General features: G+C 62.9%; 17 protein-coding genes and 1 tRNA gene. 7 read left to right on the forward strand and 11 right to left on the reverse strand.

Annotated features, from left to right (window positions below):
- Window positions 1-16: 16 nt before the first annotated feature.
- Entirely contained in the window at window positions 17-592 is a 576-nt protein-coding gene (gene slmA / locus ACP7B7_RS14865; RefSeq protein WP_308923288.1) for a nucleoid occlusion factor SlmA, read from the reverse strand.
- A gap of 102 nt (window positions 593-694) precedes the next feature.
- Window positions 695-1,429 carry an HAD-IA family hydrolase gene (locus tag ACP7B7_RS14870; protein ID WP_308923289.1) on the reverse strand — a complete coding sequence of 245 codons (735 nt, stop codon included), beginning with the start codon at window positions 1,427-1,429 and terminating at the stop codon, window positions 695-697.
- Window positions 1,430-1,521: 92 nt separating this feature from the next.
- On the opposite strand from ACP7B7_RS14870, the gene ACP7B7_RS14875 reads away from it, so the two are divergent.
- On the forward strand, window positions 1,522-2,391 hold the full coding sequence (locus tag ACP7B7_RS14875) for a TraB/GumN family protein (RefSeq protein WP_308923290.1): 870 nt from the start codon (window positions 1,522-1,524) through the stop codon (window positions 2,389-2,391).
- A 163-nt stretch (window positions 2,392-2,554) separates the two neighbouring features.
- Here the strand turns inward: ACP7B7_RS14875 and ACP7B7_RS14880 are convergent.
- Both ACP7B7_RS14880 and argB read right to left on the reverse strand, forming a co-directional pair.
- Window positions 2,555-2,629: transfer RNA gene (locus ACP7B7_RS14880), tRNA-Thr, on the reverse strand.
- Between the two features lie 61 nt (window positions 2,630-2,690).
- Window positions 2,691-3,584 carry an acetylglutamate kinase gene (gene argB / locus ACP7B7_RS14885; protein ID WP_065307827.1) on the reverse strand — a complete coding sequence of 298 codons (894 nt, stop codon included), beginning with the start codon at window positions 3,582-3,584 and terminating at the stop codon, window positions 2,691-2,693.
- A gap of 231 nt (window positions 3,585-3,815) precedes the next feature.
- Here argB and ACP7B7_RS14890 point away from each other — a divergent pair, with 231 nt between their 5' ends.
- The 3 genes from ACP7B7_RS14890 (at window position 3,816) to ACP7B7_RS14900 (ending at window position 8,338) form a co-directional block, all read left to right on the forward strand.
- Window positions 3,816-4,019, forward strand: a complete 204-nt coding sequence (locus ACP7B7_RS14890; protein WP_308923291.1) for a cysteine-rich CWC family protein — start codon at window positions 3,816-3,818, stop codon at window positions 4,017-4,019.
- Window positions 4,020-4,115: 96 nt separating this feature from the next.
- Window positions 4,116-7,193: a response regulator gene (locus tag ACP7B7_RS14895; protein ID WP_426077141.1), complete on the forward strand. Its 3,078-nt coding sequence runs from the start codon at window positions 4,116-4,118 to the stop codon at window positions 7,191-7,193.
- Complete coding sequence (locus ACP7B7_RS14900; protein ID WP_426077142.1) at window positions 7,190-8,338, forward strand: response regulator; 1,149 nt, start codon at window positions 7,190-7,192, stop codon at window positions 8,336-8,338. The genes ACP7B7_RS14895 and ACP7B7_RS14900 overlap by 4 nt, the downstream gene beginning before the upstream one ends.
- Here the strand turns inward: ACP7B7_RS14900 and ACP7B7_RS14905 are convergent.
- Window positions 8,322-9,614 carry an extracellular catalytic domain type 1 short-chain-length polyhydroxyalkanoate depolymerase gene (locus ACP7B7_RS14905; RefSeq protein WP_426077143.1) on the reverse strand — a complete coding sequence of 431 codons (1,293 nt, stop codon included), beginning with the start codon at window positions 9,612-9,614 and terminating at the stop codon, window positions 8,322-8,324. The genes ACP7B7_RS14900 and ACP7B7_RS14905 overlap by 17 nt on opposite strands.
- Before the next feature lie 62 nt (window positions 9,615-9,676).
- Window positions 9,677-10,090, reverse strand: coding sequence for a CopG family transcriptional regulator (locus ACP7B7_RS14910; protein ID WP_308923295.1), 414 nt, complete (start codon window positions 10,088-10,090; stop codon window positions 9,677-9,679).
- Window positions 10,091-10,330: 240 nt separating this feature from the next.
- Between ACP7B7_RS14910 and ACP7B7_RS14915 the strand changes: the two genes are divergently transcribed.
- From ACP7B7_RS14915 to ACP7B7_RS14925, 3 genes are all read left to right on the forward strand, one after another.
- A complete protein-coding gene (locus ACP7B7_RS14915; RefSeq protein WP_426077144.1) occupies window positions 10,331-10,555 on the forward strand; it encodes a DUF1289 domain-containing protein in 225 nt (74 codons plus the stop codon).
- A gap of 7 nt (window positions 10,556-10,562) precedes the next feature.
- Entirely contained in the window at window positions 10,563-11,474 is a 912-nt protein-coding gene (locus tag ACP7B7_RS14920; protein WP_426077145.1) for an MBL fold metallo-hydrolase, read from the forward strand.
- A 104-nt stretch (window positions 11,475-11,578) separates the two neighbouring features.
- A complete protein-coding gene (locus ACP7B7_RS14925) occupies window positions 11,579-12,532 on the forward strand; it encodes an NAD(P)H-dependent flavin oxidoreductase (protein ID WP_426077146.1) in 954 nt (317 codons plus the stop codon).
- Window positions 12,533-12,635: 103 nt separating this feature from the next.
- On the opposite strand, the gene ACP7B7_RS14930 is transcribed toward ACP7B7_RS14925, so the two are convergent.
- From ACP7B7_RS14930 to ACP7B7_RS14950, 5 genes are all read right to left on the reverse strand, one after another.
- Window positions 12,636-13,217 (reverse strand): hypoxanthine-guanine phosphoribosyltransferase, encoded by a 582-nt coding sequence (locus ACP7B7_RS14930; RefSeq protein ID WP_308923300.1) that lies wholly within the window; start codon window positions 13,215-13,217, stop codon window positions 12,636-12,638.
- A gap of 79 nt (window positions 13,218-13,296) precedes the next feature.
- Window positions 13,297-14,553 (reverse strand): phenylacetate--CoA ligase family protein, encoded by a 1,257-nt coding sequence (locus ACP7B7_RS14935; protein WP_426077147.1) that lies wholly within the window; start codon window positions 14,551-14,553, stop codon window positions 13,297-13,299.
- 88 nt (window positions 14,554-14,641) lie between these two features.
- Window positions 14,642-15,478 carry an ABC transporter ATP-binding protein gene (locus ACP7B7_RS14940; protein WP_426077148.1) on the reverse strand — a complete coding sequence of 279 codons (837 nt, stop codon included), beginning with the start codon at window positions 15,476-15,478 and terminating at the stop codon, window positions 14,642-14,644.
- A 135-nt stretch (window positions 15,479-15,613) separates the two neighbouring features.
- On the reverse strand, window positions 15,614-16,933 hold the full coding sequence (locus tag ACP7B7_RS14945; protein ID WP_426077149.1) for an ABC transporter substrate-binding protein: 1,320 nt from the start codon (window positions 16,931-16,933) through the stop codon (window positions 15,614-15,616).
- Window positions 16,934-16,989: 56 nt separating this feature from the next.
- A complete protein-coding gene (locus ACP7B7_RS14950) occupies window positions 16,990-18,048 on the reverse strand; it encodes a branched-chain amino acid ABC transporter permease (RefSeq protein WP_308923304.1) in 1,059 nt (352 codons plus the stop codon).
- Between the last annotated feature and the right edge of the window lie 30 nt (window positions 18,049-18,078).

Below are 18,078 nucleotides of genomic sequence, written 5' to 3' on the forward strand. Positions count from 1 at the left end.
AACAGCGGCGATGGAATCAGCCCAGCAGCATGGCGATTTGCAGCGCCGCTTCCTGGGACGGATTGATCTTGAAGCCGCTCTTGGCGTAGCGGTGCCAGCGGCCGATGACGAAGCTGACCAGCAGGGTGGCGCGCGCCGACACTTCGCTTTCCTTGCCATGGCCTTCGGCGGCCGCCACGCGCAAGGCCTGCTTGAGCGACAGTTCGACGCGGTCGTAGAACTGGTTCATGCGCACTTGCAGACGCTCGTCTTCATTGACCAGCGCGTCGCCGATCAGCACGCGCGTCATGCCCGGATTGCTGATGGCGAAATTGAGCAGCATGCCGACGATGTCGCGCGTCTGCGACAGGCCGTCGCTGTGCTTTTCCGTGATCTGGTTGATCAGGCCGAAGACGCTCGACTCGATGAATTCGATCAGCCCTTCGAACATCTGCGCCTTGCTGGCGAAATGGCGGTACAGCGCCGCTTCGGAGACGGCCAGCCTGGCGGCCAGTGCGGCCGTGGTGATCTTTTCGCCTTTCGGCTGCTCCAGCATTGCGGCGAGGGCCTGAAGAATTTGTAGCCTGCGTTGGCCCGGCGGTGTGCTTGCCATGTTTTCTCTTATAGTTAAAAAAAATGCTGCCTTGAGGGGAGTTCGAAACCGCCGCTAGCGGCCCGCGATCCGGGATCAACCGGACGGCGGAGAAGGTCCCCTTCAGCGCAGGCGATGAAGGCGGCGTGCCAAATGCCGGACAGATTTTACTTTGACATCGACGTAAGCGGGGCGATTTAACGCTTTGGGCAGCCGCGCCATGCCGATGGGATCGGCCATTTTCAGGTATTGCGTGACCCACGCCGTGCGCAAACCGATCTTTTTGGCGCCCTTCAGATTGGCCAGCGTATCTTCAACCAAAATACAACGGCTGGCCTGGATATGGTGCTTGCGCAGCAACTTGCGCAGCATCAGGGTCGACGGTTTCGGACGCAGCTGGCGGTGCACATGCATCGCTTCGATCGCCACATGATGGGTAAAATGCCGGCGCAGCCGCAAATGGCGCATCACGTCGCTCGAATAGCGCAGCGGCGCATTCGTCAGCAAAATTTTACGGCCAGGCAGGCGCCGCAGCAAGGCACCCAGGCCCCGCTCGGCGCGTATCATCGACGGCAAATCCGTAAAGGCATGCGTCTCGCTGAGAAAATGCGCGGCCGGCACCTGGTGGTGCTTGACCATGCCCAGCAAGGTGGCGCCATAGCGGCGCCAGTAGGCCGCGCGCGCCGCGTTGACGATGGCGTCGTCGGCCGGCGTCACGCCATCGCCGAGCACGCGCGCAATATAGGTGTTCATATTGGCCGTGATGAGCGGGAAGATGGCGTGCGAGGCGTTGTGCAGGGTGTTGTCGAGGTCGAACAGCCAGACGGGCGAGGAGCGATTAAGATGGAGCACGGGCACGAGAGTCTCTAGCAATCAAAATGAACGACGAAAATTTAACGATCAGGAAAACCATGCGACGCCAGATTATAGTGATGTTCTGCGGATTATTCTTGCTGCCCCTTCCGGCGGCCTTTGCCGAAGCGCCGCCTGCGGCCGTCAACCGGGGCGCGCTGTTCAAGGTGCAGGACGCCAGCCACACCCTGTATTTGTTCGGGACCATCCACGTCGGCGCGCCCGATTTTTATCCGCTGGAGCCCACCGTCACGCGCGCCCTGCACGAGGCCGGCGCGCTGGCGCTGGAGATCGATCCCACCGCCGACCCGCGCCTGGCCGCCAGCGCCGTGCTGAAATACGGCATGGATGCGCCGGGCGGCAAGGCACCTGCCGACTGCCGCCAGGCGCTGGCGCCGCGCGTGGCCCCGCTGTTGCAGAAATACGGGATTCCCGCCGAGGCGGCGGCGCCGATGAAACCGTGGATGCTGGCCAGTGTCTTGGCCATCAGCGAATTTTCCACCCTCGGCTACCGCGCCGACCTGGCCGTCGACAGCTATCTGTCGCAGCAGGCCAAGCAGCGCCGCATTCCGGTGCTGGAACTCGAATCGATGGAAAGCCAACTGGCGCTGTTCGGCGGCATGACCCCGGACGAGCAATGCCGCTTCCTGGAAGACAGCGTCGCCTCGATCGAAGACAAGGATCAAAAAGAAGAAGCGCGCGAAATCGCCCAGGCCTGGCGCACGGCCGATGCCGCCGCCTTCGAGCGCCTGGCCACCAAAGCCGCCACCGACCCCTCCTTCGCCGCCCGATTCGTGCAAAAAGTGTTGCTCGATGGCCGCAACCCCGCCCTCGCCGACGGCATCGCCAACCTGCTCAAGCAAGAAAAATCCAGCCTCGCCGCCATCGGCGTGCTGCACCTGGTCGGCCAGCAAAGCGTCCCCGACCTCTTGCGCAAGAAGGGCCTGAAGGTAGAACGGATTTATTGAACAACAAAGAAATAAGCTGAAGGCAGCCCAGCCGCGCAACACAGGCGGCCAAGTAGATGGAAAAACGTTCAGGACAAGGCGTCGAGCCGAAGACAGTACGCATGTACGGCGAGGCGAGGCAACGCAGTCATGGACGTTTTTTCAGCTACGGGGTATAAATAGTTGGTGCCCTTGACGTGGATCGAACACGTGGCCTCTCCCTTACCAAGGGAGTGCTCTACCACTGAGCTACAAGGGCAAATTGAAAGCGGCGCCAGGTGAGTGCGCCGCCGTGCTGCTCGCGATGTGCTGCGAATTTTTTAGTGCGAACGGATCATAGTACCAAAAGCCTGCTCGGTCAACACTTCCAGCAACAAAGAGTGTTCGATGCGGCCATCGATGATGTGCACGGTGTTCACGCCGGACTTGGCGGCGTCCAGCGCGGACGAGATTTTTGGCAGCATGCCGCCTGAAATCGTGCCGTCGGCGAACATCTCGTCGATCTCGCGCGCCGACAGATCGGTCACCAGGTTGCCCTGCTTGTCCTGCACGCCGGCGATATTGGTCATCATGATCAGCTTTTCCGCTTTCAGGATTTCCGCGATCTTGCCGGCCACCACATCGGCGTTGATGTTGTAGGCCTGGCCGTCCTGGCCGAAACCGATCGGCGAAATGATGGGAATGAAGGCGTCGTCCTGCAGCGCCTTGACGACGGCCGGATTGATGGCGTCGATCTCGCCGACAAAACCGATGTCGAGGAATTCACCCGGCTTTTCGCGGTCCGGCATCTGCATGCGGCGCGCGCGGATCAAGCCGCCGTCCTTGCCGGTCAGGCCGACAGCCTGGCCGCCGTAGTGGTTGATCAGCATGACGATGTCCTGCTGCACTTCGCCGCCCAGCACCCACTCCACCACTTCCATGGTTTCTTCGTCGGTGATGCGCATGCCTTGCACGAAGGTGCCTTGCTTGCCGATTTTTTTCAGCGCGTTGTCGATCTGCGGTCCGCCGCCGTGCACCACGACGGGGTTCATGCCGACCAGCTTGAGCAGGATCACGTCGCGCGCGAAGCCGTGCTTGAGGCGCTCGTCGGTCATGGCATTGCCACCGTATTTGATGACGATGGTCTTGCCGTGGAAGTTACGGATATAGGGCAGGGCCTCGGCCAGAATCTGCGCCTTGATTTGCGGCGATACGGCCGTCAAGTCGTCATTCATGTCCAGGTTCAATTTAGCGAGTTGATTCATGGCGAGTCCGGAAAATAGATAGGTGGGATTTTACAGGGAAGACGAAAATCTTGGAGGCATTATAGGACGATCCTGTTGTATTTTCCCTGGCGATCCTATAGTCTGGCCCGATATGCACGTCCACCAGCCTTTTTACCGCCAGTTACACCTGCTTCGCGCCCGACAGGCGTGTGTCACACAGTTGTCAATTCATTAGTACTCATGAGCCTCTGCACGCTTTGCGGCGCCCCCTTCAGCTGCGGCCAGGTTGACCCAGCGGCCAGCGGACCATGCTGGTGCGCGGCCCTGCCAGCGGCCGTGCCGCTGCCTGGCAACAGCGCCACCGGCTGCTGGTGCCCGGCCTGCCTGCGCGCGCATATCGCCGGCCTGCCGCTGTCCTCATCGACGTCCGCGCCATCGAAATAAGCGCGGCCACTGGCGGTTTCCTTTGCATTTGATCTTGCTAGGGCCGGGGCAATCCCGTCAGACTGTGCTTTTGAGAGTTACCGTAAGGAAATAGTCATGCGTTTCAAGGATATCCGCATCGGCGTGCGCATCAATGCGGGCTACGCCATTCTGATCGTGCTGATGCTGGTGGTGATCGTGCTGTCGGGCAGCCGCATCTACGCGATCCGCGCCGAGACCGACGATATCCTGCAGCGCGACTGGGTCGCCTCCAAGGCGACCAGCAAGATCCATGCGATGGCGCGCGAGGCGGCCACGCGCATCGTCAGCCTGCCGATCCTGCAAAGCGAGGTACTGCGGCAGGAAAACCAGGCCCGCCTGGAAGCGATCAAGGAGGGCATCGATGGCCAGATGCGCATCCTGGAAAGCCTCGATGCGCGTGCCGAAGAGCGGCACCTGCTGCAGCAGATCCGCCGCGCGCGCGCCGATTATTTTGTCGCGCTGCGCCGGATCTTCGCGCAAGTGGAGGATGGCGAGCATGCGGGCGCCGAAACGACCTTGCAGACGAGCGCCCTGCCGATGCTGGAGCAAGTGCTGCTGTACGTGGGCCAGCTCGACGGCTTGCAGCAGCAGCAGATCAGCGACAGCGCGGCGCGCATCCGCAGCGACATCGACACGTCCCTGCTGCTGATGGGCGGCATCGGCCTGGCCGCGCTGCTGGTGGGGCTGGCGTTTGCCTGGTCGGCGCGCTCGATCACGCGCCCGCTGGGCCAGGCGGTGGCGATCGCCACGCGCGTGGCCAATGGCGACCTGAGTTCCGTGATCGACGTCGATTCGCGCGACGAGACGGGCGAATTGATGCAGGCGCTGAAAAACATGAGCATCAGCCTGGCGCTGGAACAGGACCTGCGCCATGCGGTGGAGGTGGCCGAAGACGCGACCAAGATGAAGTCCGATTTCCTGGCCAATATGTCGCATGAAATCCGCACGCCGATGAACGGCATTATCGGCATGACCCACCTGGCCCTGCAGACGGAGCTGACGCCGACCCAGCGCAACTACCTCGACAAGGTCGAATCGGCGTCGAAGAATCTGCTGGCCATCATCGACGACATCCTCGATTTTTCCAAGATCGAGGCCGGCAAGATGACGTTTGAAAAAGTCGATTTTTTCCTCGAAGACGTGCTGGCGCAGATCGCCGACCTGTCCGTGATGCGGGCCCAGGACAAGGGCCTGGAACTGCTGTTCGACGTAGCCGCCGACGTGCCCAATGCGCTGCAGGGCGACCCGCTGCGCCTGGGGCAGGTGCTGATCAACCTCACCAACAACGCCATCAAGTTTACCGACAAGGGCGAGATCGTCGTCACCATCCGCCTGCAGACATTGGAGGACCATGCGGCCGTGCTGCGGGTCGACGTGCGCGACACCGGCATTGGCCTGACGCCGCCCCAGCGCAGCAAGTTGTTCCAGGCGTTTACCCAGGCCGATACCTCGACCACGCGCCACCATGGCGGCACGGGCCTGGGACTGACCATCAGCAAGCGCCTGGTGGAAATGATGGAAGGCGAGATAGGTCTCGACAGTGTGGCGGGCGTGGGCAGCACCTTCTTCTTTACGGCGCGCTTCGGCCTGGCCGCCGTGCGCCGCGATCAGCTGCCGCATTTGCAGCCACTGCCGCAATTTGCCGGCCTGCGCGTACTGGTGGTCGACGACAATGCCAGCGCGCGCGAGATTTTTGTCAGCATGCTGGCCAGCCTCGGTTTCGACGCGCGTGCGGTGCCCGGCGGCGCGCCGGCGATCGCCTCGGTGGCGCAGGCGCGTGGTGAAGGCCGCCCGTTTGGCCTGGTGCTGATGGACTGGAAAATGCCGGGCATGAACGGCCTTGACGCCTTGGCCGCGATCCGCGCCGGGTCGCCCGGCATCGACGCCACGCCGGCCTGCATCATGGTCACCGCGTATCACCGCGAAGCGCTGCTGGAAGCGGCGCGCCAGCGCGAGCTGCCGCTCGACGGCGTGTTGAACAAGCCGGTCAGCGCATCGAGCCTGCTCGACCAGATATCCTTTGTGTTTGGCGGCGTCACCGGACAAAGCCGCAAGACGCAGCGCCAGAGCAGCTACAAGGAAGACGAACGGGCCTTGCGCGGCGCCTGGCTGCTGCTGGTGGAAGACAACGAGGTAAACCAGGAAGTGGCGCAGCAGATATTGAGCGACGCCGGCATCCGCGTCGACATCGCCGGCAATGGCGCCATCGCGCTGGCGAAAATCGCCGAGAACAACTACGACGGCGTGCTGATGGATTGCCAGATGCCGGTGATGGATGGCTACCAGGCCACGCGCAAGCTGCGCCAGGACGCCCGCTATTCGAACCTGCCGGTGATCGCCATGACGGCCAACGCCATGGTCGGCGACAAGGAGAAATGCCTGGACGCCGGCATGAACGATTTCATCGCCAAGCCGATCGACGTGGCGCAGCTGTTCGGCACCCTGGCGCGCTGGGTGGCCCCAAGCGCGCCGCGGGCCGTGGCGCAGGAGATGGCGCAGCCGCAGGCGCAGCTCGATGGGGCCTTGCCGGTGGTGCCGGGCCTGATGATGGCCGAGGCCCTGCGGCGTGTGGGCGGGAATGTCAATTTGATGCGAAAATTGCTGGACCGCTTTGTCGAGACCCAGTTCGACGCCATGCTGCGCATCGCCAGCGCGATCGAGAACAACCAGCTGGAAACGGCGATCCGTGTCGCCCATACCCTGAAGGGACTGGCCGGCAATATCGGCGCCGGCGGCCTGGCCGACAGCGCGGCGCGGGTCGAGCATCTGCTCAGCCTCGGTTCGCACGACGGCTTGCCGCAGGCCCTGGAGGCGTGCACCCTGGCGCTCGATGAACTGGTGCCGAAGATCGCGCAGGCGATGCAGGGCAGGAGCACACCAAGGCAAGGTCCGGCGGTGGCGGAGGTGGACCGCGCGCAGCTGGAAGCGCGCTTGCGCGAGCTGTCGCAGCTGCTGTTGCAGGATGATGCGCAGGCGGTCAAGCATCTCGACGGCATTGCCTCCATGCTGGTGGCGGCCGGCCAGGCCGAACATGCGCGCCAGTTGAAACGCATGCTGGGACAATACGATTTTGAAGGTGCGCTGGCGCAGCTGGGCGAAACGGCCGCCGCGCTCGATTTGACACTGCATACACCGCAGACAGGACACTCATGAAGGCATTGAACAGCAAGCCGACCATCCTGGTGGTCGACGATACTCCCGACAATATCGACCTGCTGCGCGCGGTGCTCGAAGACGATTACCGCACCAAGATCGCCGTCAACGGCGAGCGCGCCCTGAAGATCGCCGCCGGTGGCGACCAGCCCGATCTGATCCTGCTCGATATCATGATGCCCGGCATGAGCGGCTACGACGTGTGCCGCGCGCTGAAAGCCGATCCGGCCACCGCCAATATCCCCGTCATCTTCGTCACCGCCATGAGCGAGGTGGCCGACGAGCAGCTGGGACTGGCGCTGGGCGCCGTCGATTACATCACCAAACCGATTTCGGCGCCCCTGGTGCTGGCGCGCATCAAGACCCAGCTGGGCATGAAGCGCATGCAGGATTTTTTGCGCGACCAGAACCATTACCTGGAAAGCGAAGTGGAGCGCCGGGTGCAGGAAGTGGCCGCACTGCAGGACGTCACCATCCACGCCATGGCCTCATTGGCCGAAACGCGCGACAGCGAAACCGGCAACCATATCCGCCGCACCTCGCATTACCTGAAGGCGCTGGCCGAGCAGGTGCGCCACTTGCCGCGCTTCCGCGATTTTTTGACCGACAAGACGATCGAACTGCTGTTCAAGACGGCGCCCCTGCACGATATCGGCAAGGTGGGCATCCCCGACCATATCCTGCTGAAACCAGGACGCTTCGAGCCGCATGAAATGGCCATCATGAAGACCCATACCACGCTGGGACGCGACGCCATCCTGGCGGCCGAGCGCGAGCTTGGCATCGAGGTCGACTTCTTGAAATACGCGAAAGAGATCGCCTACAGCCACCATGAAAAATGGGATGGCACCGGTTATCCGCAAGGGCTGGCCGGCGAACAGATCCCGATCTCGGCGCGCCTGATGGCGCTGGCCGATGTCTACGACGCCCTGATCAGCTGCCGCATCTACAAGGACGGCATGCGCCACGAGGACGCCGTGAAGATTATCGCCGAAGGGCGCGGCACGCATTTTGACGCCGACATCGTCGACGCCTTCCTGCGTATCCAGCACGAGTTCCAGGCCATTTCCAGCCGCTACGCCGACGGTGTGCGCGAGATGGCGGACAAGCGGCGCCAGGTGGCGGCGTTCAGCCCAGTGTCGTAAAGAAGCGCATCATTTCGCGGCTGGCGTCCGGCCCCTTGCCGTCGGTATAGCTGCCGCTGTCGCTGCCGCCAGACCAGGCGTGGCCGGCGCCGTGGATGACCCAGTATTCGCCGAGCGGCGAGCCGTCCGCCTGGCTGTGCGTGGTGCGCGTGTAGCGGTGACCATTCGGCACGCTGCCGTCGATGGAATCGGCGCGCGCATCCTGGCCACGCACCGCCTGCGCAATCACTTCTTCGCCATTGCGCAGGTTGACGGTGGTGTCGCGGTCGCCGTGGAAAACGATGATGGGCACGCCGCCTTCCGGCGCCTGGCGTTTGGACATGGCGCCGCCCTTCATCGCCGACAGCGCCGACGGCAAGTCCTGCGCCGAAGCGAACGGCAGGCCCGAATGCACGCCGACGGCGGCAAACAGTTCCGGATACAGCGTGCCGACGATCACGGCCATGGCGCCGCCCGCCGACAGGCCGGCGACAAACACTTCGCGTTCATTGACCGGGTATTCCTCGATGATCTGCTGCGTGATGCCGGCGATCAGCGATGGTTCGCCCTGGCCGCGCTGCTGGTCGATCGCATTGAACCAGTTCCAGCAGCGCGAGCTGTTGGCGCCCTGGGTTTGCGCCGGATAGACGACAAAACACTGCTTTTCCTCGGCCACCGCATTCATCTGCGTGCCGGCCGCGAAGTCGTCCGGGTTCTGCGTACAGCCGTGCAGCATCACGATCAGCGGCATGGCCTGGCCATGGTAGCCGCTCGGAATATACAGTTTATAGGAGCGCGTGCCCGCATGGTTGGCATAGCTGCCGTCGATGAACTGCGCACCTTCGGGCAGCGGCGCGCGGGTTGCGGCAGCGCCGCCAAAGCCGGGAATGCCGGACGGCTGGAAATTCGGCAGCTCGAAGCTGGGCATGTCGAAGCTGTGCTGGCCCAGGCCGGCCGGCACGCCCAGGCGCGCCATGAAGTCCTGGGCGAATTCCTGCGCCACCTGCGCGGGGGTAGGCGGCAGCGGGGCAGTCTGGGTTTGCGCCTGGCTCGCTTCGGGCTCGGGCCGGGCTGTTTTGGCCTGGCTGTTGGCCGGCGGCGGATTGATGTCCTGCATCGGTCGCGGTTGCGGCGTGCCGGCCGTGTGCGGCGCCGGCGTTGCTGCACCGGCGGCCGGCATCAGGCCGGCCGCCGACAGCGCTTTCTGGATCGTTTCGGTGGCGGTGTGCGGGCCGTTTTTCAACAGCTTGCTGGTCGCGGCGCGCATTTGCGCCATCATGTCGTGCGGAAGTTTCATGGCAGTCCTTAACTGTTGCATGGTTTGCGCAACGGGTCCGGCAGCGTGCCGCGACCGTCGCGCTAGTGAATTCGCCCTGCGAGCGCCGTCTTGACGACGGTGCTGGCGTGCAGGGCACCTAATACAAAAATCGATTCGATGGTGGCCAATGCCAGTTCCACCGACACGTCGCTGGCAATGCTGGCCAGCCCCAGTACCTGTATCTGCAGGCGCTGGCCGGCCGCCTGGATCGCCTCGAGGTCGGCGCGTGAATAATGCTGCATGCCCAACACCAGGCTGCGCCGCGCCACCGTCTGCTTCACCACGTCGGCATGCGTGCCCAGCTGGTTGCGTATCGCCGTACGGATCAGATCCGTGCGGTTGGAATAAAATCCCTCCTGCACCAGCAGATCAATCTGGCCCAGGTCGATCAGGCCCAGGTTGATGGTAATTTTTTCTGATTCCCCAATTTTGGGCTTGCTTTCTTGCGTGGCCATAGCGCTCCATAAACTCCATGTGGCATCCAATTGCCATCTGTATGGATGGTAGTATAGGCCTGAAATAATACCAGTCAAGTCCTTCCCGTCTGATTTTGGTACTGGGTCTTGTCCTACAGAATGTGAAATCAGTCTCAAAAAGTGTGCACTCTTGCCACTCTGTCAGTGTTTTTGCGACTGTCCCACCCTGCGGGCGTTTCGCGGCATAATGAATGCCTCAATTGACAGATGCTTTTCACGATGGCCCAGACTTCTCCCGCACTTTCCGCCGACCTGCCCGCACCGGTGCCATCGCCTTGCATCAGCCTGTGCAAGATGAACCGCGACAGCGGCTTGTGCGAAGGCTGTCTGCGCACGCTCGACGAGATCATCGCCTGGGGCAAGGCCGACGACGACTTCAAGCGGGCCGTCTGGGCCCAGTTGCCGGGACGCGAGTCGCTGCTCGATTTCGAACCCGATTACTGAGAGCGCCATGACGTTGCTGCCCGACTCCATCGAAGTGTTCGAGCGCGGCTGGCTGTCGTCGAACAATATCGTGCTGCACGGCCGCGACGAGGTAGCGCTGATCGACAGCGGCTATGTCACGCATGCGCCGCAAACCCTGGCGCTGCTGCGCCACAGCCTGCAAGGCCGGCCTCTGGACCGGCTGTTCAACACCCATCTGCATTCGGACCATTGCGGCGGCAACGCGCTGCTGCAGGCCGAATATGGCTGCCACACGGCGATTCCCGTGTCGGAAGCGGACAAGGTGCGCGCCTGGGACGTCGATGCGCTCAGCTTTCTGGCCACCGGCCAGCAATGCCCGCGCTTCGGCTTCGACGCCACCACTGCGCCGGGCGACCGCTTGACCCTGGCCGACCTGGCATGGCAGGCGCTGGGCGCACCGGGCCACGACCCCCATTCATTGATCTTTTACTGCGCCGCCGAGGGCATCCTGGTGTCGGCCGACGCGCTGTGGGAAAACGGCTTTGGCGTGATCTTTCCGGAGCTGGAGGGCGCATCGGGTTTTGCCGAGGCGCGCGCCACCCTGGAGCTGATCGCCGGGCTGGACGTGGCGGTGGTGATACCGGGCCACGGCCGGCCGTTCACGGATATCAACGGGGCGCTGCAGCGCGCCTTTTCGCGCCTGGACTATCTGGCGTCCGAGCCGGCGCGCAACGCGCAAAACGCCGTCAAGGTGCTGCTCAAATTCCTGCTGCTCGAGCGCCAGCGCATCCTGCTCGCCGACGTGCCGGCGCTATTGCAGGCGATGCCGCTGTTCCGCGAGGCGAACCGCCGCTTCCTGCGCCAGGAAACCGAGGCCCTGGCCGAGTGGGCGGTGGCGCAGCTGGTGCGCGCGGCGGCGGCCAGGATAGAGGGGGCGTATCTGCTGAACGAAGGTTGAAAACGGATGGACTAAAAATAGAGCACGACCGTACTTTTTTTAATCTATAATCGTTGTTCTGGTATTTAATCTGTTCGTCCGATCAACTTTTCAGCGAGTCCGCCATGGCATTGCCTGCAGCACTGCAAAACCTGTCCCTTCCCGTTATCGCCTCGCCGATGTTCATCGCCAGCGGTCCGGCCCTTGTCGCGGCGCAGTGCAAGGCCGGCATCGTCGGCTCGTTCCCGGCGCTGAACGCGCGCCCGGCCGAATTGCTCGACACCTGGCTGACCGACCTGCAGGCCGAGCTGGCCGCCTTCCAGGCCGCCAACCCCGATAAAAAAGTGGGGCCGATCGCCGTCAACCAGATCGTGCACCAGTCGAACGACCGCCTCGCGCACGACGTGGAAGTGTGCGTCAAGCATAAAATCCCCATCATCATTTCCTCGCTGCGCGCGCCGCCGAAGGAGATGCTCGACGCCATCCACAGCTATGGCGGCATCGTGCTGCATGACGTGATCTCGATCCGCCACGCGAAAAAGGCGCTGGAAGCGGGTGTCGATGGGCTGATTCTGGTGGCGACCGGCGCTGGCGGCCATGCGGGCACCCTGTCGCCATTCGCGCTGGTGGGCGAAGTGCGCAAATTCTTCGACGGCCCGCTGGCGCTGTCCGGTGCGATTGCCACCGGCGACGCCGTGCTGGCCGCGCAGGCGATGGGCGCCGACTTCGCGTATATCGGTTCGCGCTGGCTGGCGACGAAAGAGTCGAACGTCAGCGACGGCTACCGCGACGCCATCGTCGATTCCGCCGCGGCCGACATCGTCTACACGAATCTGTTTACTGGCGTGCACGGCAATTATTTGAAAAAATCGATCGAGGCGGCCGGGCTGGACCCGGAAGCGCTGCCGGAAGCGGACAAGACGGCGATGAATTTCGGCTCGGGCAGCGCCAAGGCCTGGCGCGATATCTGGGGCGCAGGGCAGGGCGTGGGCCTGATGGATGATGTGCCGACGGTGGCCGAGATGGTGGCGCGTTTGACGGCCGAATACGATGCTGCACGGGCGCGGTTGAAGCTGTAGTGGTGGTGTCGGATTACGCGGCGTGCCGCCGCTAATCCGACCTACGATCGTCGCAACAGGTAGGTCGGATTAGCACAGCGTAATCCGACAACAGCCACCCCAATCACTCCTGCTTCAAATCCTCGGGCTTGATCGCCCACAGCCCCGGCAGGTTGCGCCAGTAGCCGTACGCATCCATGCCGAAGCCGACCACGAAGCGGTTCGGGATCACCAGTCCGACGATATCGGCCTGCACCGGTTTTTTCTTGCCGATGGCTTTGTCGGCAAACACGGCCAGGATGACTTCGGCGGCGCCCATGTCGAGCAGGCGCTGCTTGACGTGGGCCAGCGTTTCGCCTTCGTCGAGGATATCGTCGAGCACGATTACGGTGCGGCCCGCCACGTTCGAGCGCGGGATGACTTTCCACACCACTTCGCCACCCTTGTCGTCGTCGCCGTAGCGGCTCACATGAATGTAGTCGAACTCCAGCGGGAAGCTCAGCTGTGGCAGCAGATTGCCGGTAAACACGACCGCGCCGCCCATCACGCCCAGCACCAGCGGGAAGTCCTTGGTGCCCTCGGCGTTGTAGCGCGCATTGAGCACTTCGGCCATGCGCGTGATCGACGCCTGCACGGCGTCCTGGTCGAACAGCAGCTCCGCGTTCTTGAGCAGATCGCGGGCACGGTTGTGATGAAATTCTTGCATGGACTCTTGCATGGCGATGAACAGGGCTGATGGTTAATGCCGATATTATCCCGCAATTTGGCCCATGCGTGCTATGGCGCTATGTGTAGTCGCGCACGTCGTCGATGATTTTCCCGTCCAGCGGCAAACTGCCGCGGGCCACCAGCCGCACCTCGCCGCGCAGCTTGGTCAGTTCGCGAATCGACGCGATAATGTCTTCCACCCCCGCGCCATCGTCCAGCTGGTCCGTTTCGCAATGCAGGGTCATCTCGTCGTTGGCCATGCGTCCCGATACCACCAGCCGCGCCTTGATGATCTGCGGATGGCGGCGCGCTATTTCATGCACCTGCGACGGATGGACGAACATGGCGCGCACCTTGGTGGTCTGGTCGGCGCGGCCCATCCAGCCCTTGATGCGGGTATTGGTGCGCCCGCACGGCGAGGCCGGCGCGTCGACCAGCACGGCCGACAGATCGCCGGTGGCAAAGCGGATCAGCGGATAATCGGCATTGAAGACGGTGACCACCACTTCGCCCACTTCGCCGGGGGCGACCGGCGTGCCGCTGCCCGGATGGACGATTTCCAACAGCACGTTTTCATCGACCACCATGCCCGGATTGAGCTTGCCGTTGCTGGCCGTTTCATAGGCGATGCTGCCGATGTCGGCCGAGGCGTAGGTCTGGAACACATGCGGCACGCCGTTGGCGGCGAACCAGCTGCGCAGGGATTCGGGCAGCGCTTCGGCGCCCATCACGGCCTGTTTGACGCTGCTGATGTCGGCGCCCATCTCGCGCGCCTTTTCGATGATCAGTTTCAAAAATGACGGCGTGCCGATATAGGTGTCTGGCTTCAGGTCCACCATCGCCTGTACCTGCATTTCCGTCTGGCCGATGCCGGCCGGGATTACGGTGCAGCCGATGCGCGCGGCGCCGCCTTCGACCATGAAGGCGGCCGGCGTGAAGTGGTACGAAAAGCAGTTCTGCAACAGGCCGCCGGCGCGCACGCCGGCCGCATACATGGGCCGCGCAAAGCGCCACCAGTCGGCACCGCGCCCTTCGGGATCAAAGATGGGGCCGGGCGAGACGAACACGCGCGCCAGGGCGTTTTTCGGCGTGGTATTGAGCCCGCCGAACGGCAGTTCTTGCTGCTGCAATTGCTTGAGGTCGGACTTGCGCGTGACGGGCAGCCGCGCCAGCGCCTCGCGGCTGCTGATGTCGCTGGCGTTGACGCCGGCCAGGATGCGCGCCCAGCCGGGGGCCGCTTGCGCGCGCGCGATCAGCTGCGGCAGGCCGGCCATCAATTCGCTTTCGCGCGCCTCGAAGGTGCGCGTTTCCAGGCTGTCGAGCGTATCGGTCATGTCGGTACTTCTCCAATGTCAGTGCGTGTTGATCCGCACGCCCGGCGATCCGTGATGGCCAGGCGCGTTGCAGGTGAGGGTTTTTTGTTCAGGCCAGCCAGCGTTTCCTGCGGCGGTAGAACTTCATGTCGCGAAAGCTCTTGCGCCCGGCGCTGGAGACGCCCAGGTAGAATTCCTTGACGTCTTCATTGCTGGCCAGGTCCTGGGCCTGGCCTTCCATCACCACGCGGCCGTTTTCCAGGATATAGCCGAAGTCCGCATAGCGCAGCGCCACGTTGGTGTTCTGCTCGGCCAGCAAAAACGACACGTTTTCCTTGTGGTTCAGGTCCTTGACGATGCCGAAGATCTCTTCGACGATCTGCGGCGCGATGCCCATCGACGGCTCATCCAATAAAATCATCGACGGCCTGGCCATCAGCGCGCGGCCGATGGCGCACATCTGCTGCTCGCCGCCCGAGGTATAGCCGGCCTGGCTGCTGCGCCGCGTTTTCAGGCGCGGAAAATAGTGATACACCTTCTCCAGCGCATCCTTGAGCTCCGCGCGCGAAATACTGCGCGTGTAGGCGCCCGTCAGCAGGTTTTCCTCGATGGTCAAATGGCCGAAACAGTGGCGTCCTTCCATCACCTGCGACAGGCCCCGTTTCACCAGTTCATTCGGCGTCAGCTGGTCGACCCGTTCGCCCTTGAATTGCACTTCGCCCTTGGTGACGTCGCCGCGTTCGCCGCGCAGCAGGGTCGAGATCGTTTTCAGGGTGGTCGACTTGCCGGCGCCATTCGCGCCTAGCAGGGCGACGATTTTCCCCTGCGGCACCTGCAGCGACACGCCCTTCAGGACCAGGATCACATGGTCGTAGATGACTTCGATATTGTTGACCGACAAATAGGGCGGCGGAATGGCTGACGTTTGCGTGGCAGTGGGTGTCATGGCTGCTTCGTTTTCATATTGTATTGTTGCTTGTCGGATTACGCCTTCGGCTAATCCGACCTACGGGATGCGGTGTCGGCCGGCGTAGGTCGGATTAGGCCGCAGGCCGTAATCCGACACCACCGCGACCGCTGCTTACTTCATGCAAGCCGGCGTGATCTTCTTCTCGTCCGCATACTTGCCGGACGATTCCTCGACCAGTTTGCGCACCAGGGCCTTGTCGCCGACGATCCACTTCGGCGTGATGGCCGTCCATTTCTTGCCGTCCCACTGTTGTACCTTCACGGCGCCCGAACCTTCATGGTCATCGCAGCTGGTTTTCACGGTGGGGAACATGCCCAGCGCGCCGACGGCTTTCTGGCGCGCGTCGTCGACGTTCAGGTTTTCCAGGCCCCAGCGCAGCTGCTCGCCGGTGACCGGTTTGCCCTTGCCGAACTTGTCCTGCGCCGTGCGGATCGCTTCGACCCACAGGATGGCGGCCGTCACGCCGCGCATGTGATACACGGAACCGATGCGCGACTGGTCGGCCAGGTTGCCCTTGCCGGACGCGTACAGTTTTTTACGGATATCGTCGAGCACGGGGTAATTGCCAGGCGTGTTGAAGCTCATGGCGCTGTAGCCCTTGGCCGCGTCACCCGACGGGATCGTGTCTTCCTCGGAACCGGCCCACCACACGCCCAGCATTTTCTCGCGCGGGAAACCGTTGCGCTGCGCCGTCTTGATGGCCACCGAATTCATCACGCCCCAGCCCCACAAAATCACGTGATCGGGCCTGGCCTGGCGGATCTGCAGCCATTGCGACTGCTGTTCGCTGCCTGGCGGCGCGACCGGAATCTTGATCAGTTCAAAACCATACTGCTTCGACAGCGCGTCGAGCACCGGCATCGGCTCCTTGCCGAAGGCCGAATCGTGGTACAGGTGGACGATTTTTTTCCCTTTCAGCTTGTCCATGCCGCCTTCCTTGTCGCCCAGGTATTTGATCATGGCGGCGGCCTGGCTCCAGTAGCTGGAGATGAGCGGATACACATACGGGAAGACCTTGCCGTTGGCCGCGTCCGAGCGGCCGTAGCCGATCATGGTCATCGGGATCTTGTCCTGCGCCACGCGGTCGAGGATGCCGTAGGCGACGCCGGTCGACAGGGTTTCGACCAGGGTGGCGCCACCCTGCTTGGTTTTCAGGCGTTCATAGCATTCCACGCCGCGCGACGGGTTGTATTCGGTTTCGCATTCTTCCCAGCTGATCTTGACGCCATTGACGCCGCCGGCCTGGTTGACCAGGTTGAAGTAATCGATGATGCCGCCGTAAAAGCCCGAGCCGCCGGCCGCATACGGCCCCACGCGGTAGGACGGCAGGGCGATGTACTGCTCTTGGACTTGCGCCTGCGCGGTGCCGGCAATGGTCAATGCGGCGGTGGCAAAGGCGGTGGCCAGCATGAGCGATTTGATGTGTTTCATTGTGTCTCCTCTTGTTTTATTTGGTTTTCAATTCAAGCGACATCGACTGCAAAAAGTTAGTGCGGGAACGGCCATAAGCGAAGCTTTTCTTTCGCGATCTGCCACAGCCTGGCCAGGCCATGCGGCTCGACGATCAGGAAGAAGATGATCAGCGCGCCGAACACCATCAGTTCCAGGTTCGAGGCGACGCTGGTGGGCAGCGCCAGGCCGTGCGCGACGATGTTCAAAAACACCGGCAGCAGCACGATAAAGGCGGCGCCGAGGAAGGAGCCGAGGATCGAACCGACGCCGCCGATAATGATCATGAACAGGATGCGGAACGACAGGTCCAGGTTGTACGCTTCCGGCTCCACCGTGCCCAGGTAGGCATAGGCATACAGGGCGCCGGCCACGCCGCAGTAGAACGAGCTGACGGCGAACGCCAAGAGCTTGGTGCGCATCAATCTGAAACCGATCACCTCGGCCGCCATGTCCATGTCGCGCACCGCCATCCACGAGCGGCCCACGTTCGAGCGGATCATGTTCTTGGCCAGCAGCGCCATGCCCGCCACGATGGCCAGCACCAGCAGGTATTTGCTTTGCGGCGTGTCGAACTGGTAGCCGAGGATCTGCATGCCCTGCACCGTCACCACGCCCGAGGAGCTGTAGTTGGTCAGGTACGGGATCTTGGTCAGGCACCAGACGACAAAGAACTGGGTCGCCAGGGTGGAGGCGGCCAGGTAGAAGCCGCGGATGCGCAGGGACGGCAGGCCGAACGCGATGCCGACCATGGCCGCGCACAGGCCGCCCAGGATGAACGACACCAGCAGCGGCAGGCCGGGCAGGCGCGCCATGAAGTTATACGAGGCAAACGCGCCGACGGCCATGAAAGCGGCCGTGCCCAGCGACAGCTGGCCGGCATAACCGGTCAGGATGTTCAGGCCCAGTGCGGCCAGGGCGAAGATCAGGAACGGGATCATGATCGCCGACAGGATGTAGGGCGAGGCGAAATACGGCAGCAGGAAGACGGCGGCGATCAGGGTCGCCGTCAATGCCAGGCGGTCCTGGCGGATCGGGAAGATCTGGTTGTCGTCCTGGTAGCTGGTCTTGAATTGTCCGGCTTCACGGTAGATCATGGGTGGTCCTTTGTTCGCTGTTGTGGTGTT

The sequence above is a fragment of the Janthinobacterium sp. PSPC3-1 genome (assembly GCF_049896105.1).
Lineage (GTDB): Bacteria > Pseudomonadota > Gammaproteobacteria > Burkholderiales > Burkholderiaceae_D > Janthinobacterium.

Excerpts from the sequence above, each read along its gene's own strand:
- slmA (WP_308923288.1), bottom strand. The coding sequence starts at position 592 with ATGGCAAGCACACCGCCGGGCCAACGCAGGCTACAAATTCTTCAGGCC.
- argB (WP_065307827.1), bottom strand. The coding sequence starts at position 3,584 with ATGAATGACGACTTGACGGCCGTATCGCCGCAAATCAAGGCGCAGATT.
- ACP7B7_RS14890 (WP_308923291.1), top strand. The coding sequence starts at position 3,816 with ATGAGCCTCTGCACGCTTTGCGGCGCCCCCTTCAGCTGCGGCCAGGTT.
- ACP7B7_RS14895 (WP_426077141.1), top strand. The coding sequence starts at position 4,116 with ATGCGTTTCAAGGATATCCGCATCGGCGTGCGCATCAATGCGGGCTAC.
- ACP7B7_RS14900 (WP_426077142.1), top strand. The coding sequence starts at position 7,190 with ATGAAGGCATTGAACAGCAAGCCGACCATCCTGGTGGTCGACGATACT.
- ACP7B7_RS14905 (WP_426077143.1), bottom strand. The coding sequence starts at position 9,614 with ATGAAACTTCCGCACGACATGATGGCGCAAATGCGCGCCGCGACCAGC.
- ACP7B7_RS14910 (WP_308923295.1), bottom strand. The coding sequence starts at position 10,090 with ATGGCCACGCAAGAAAGCAAGCCCAAAATTGGGGAATCAGAAAAAATT.
- ACP7B7_RS14915 (WP_426077144.1), top strand. The coding sequence starts at position 10,331 with ATGGCCCAGACTTCTCCCGCACTTTCCGCCGACCTGCCCGCACCGGTG.
- ACP7B7_RS14920 (WP_426077145.1), top strand. The coding sequence starts at position 10,563 with ATGACGTTGCTGCCCGACTCCATCGAAGTGTTCGAGCGCGGCTGGCTG.
- ACP7B7_RS14925 (WP_426077146.1), top strand. The coding sequence starts at position 11,579 with ATGGCATTGCCTGCAGCACTGCAAAACCTGTCCCTTCCCGTTATCGCC.
- ACP7B7_RS14930 (WP_308923300.1), bottom strand. The coding sequence starts at position 13,217 with ATGCAAGAATTTCATCACAACCGTGCCCGCGATCTGCTCAAGAACGCG.
- ACP7B7_RS14935 (WP_426077147.1), bottom strand. The coding sequence starts at position 14,553 with ATGACCGATACGCTCGACAGCCTGGAAACGCGCACCTTCGAGGCGCGC.
- ACP7B7_RS14940 (WP_426077148.1), bottom strand. The coding sequence starts at position 15,478 with ATGACACCCACTGCCACGCAAACGTCAGCCATTCCGCCGCCCTATTTG.
- ACP7B7_RS14945 (WP_426077149.1), bottom strand. The coding sequence starts at position 16,933 with ATGAAACACATCAAATCGCTCATGCTGGCCACCGCCTTTGCCACCGCC.
- ACP7B7_RS14950 (WP_308923304.1), bottom strand. The coding sequence starts at position 18,048 with ATGATCTACCGTGAAGCCGGACAATTCAAGACCAGCTACCAGGACGAC.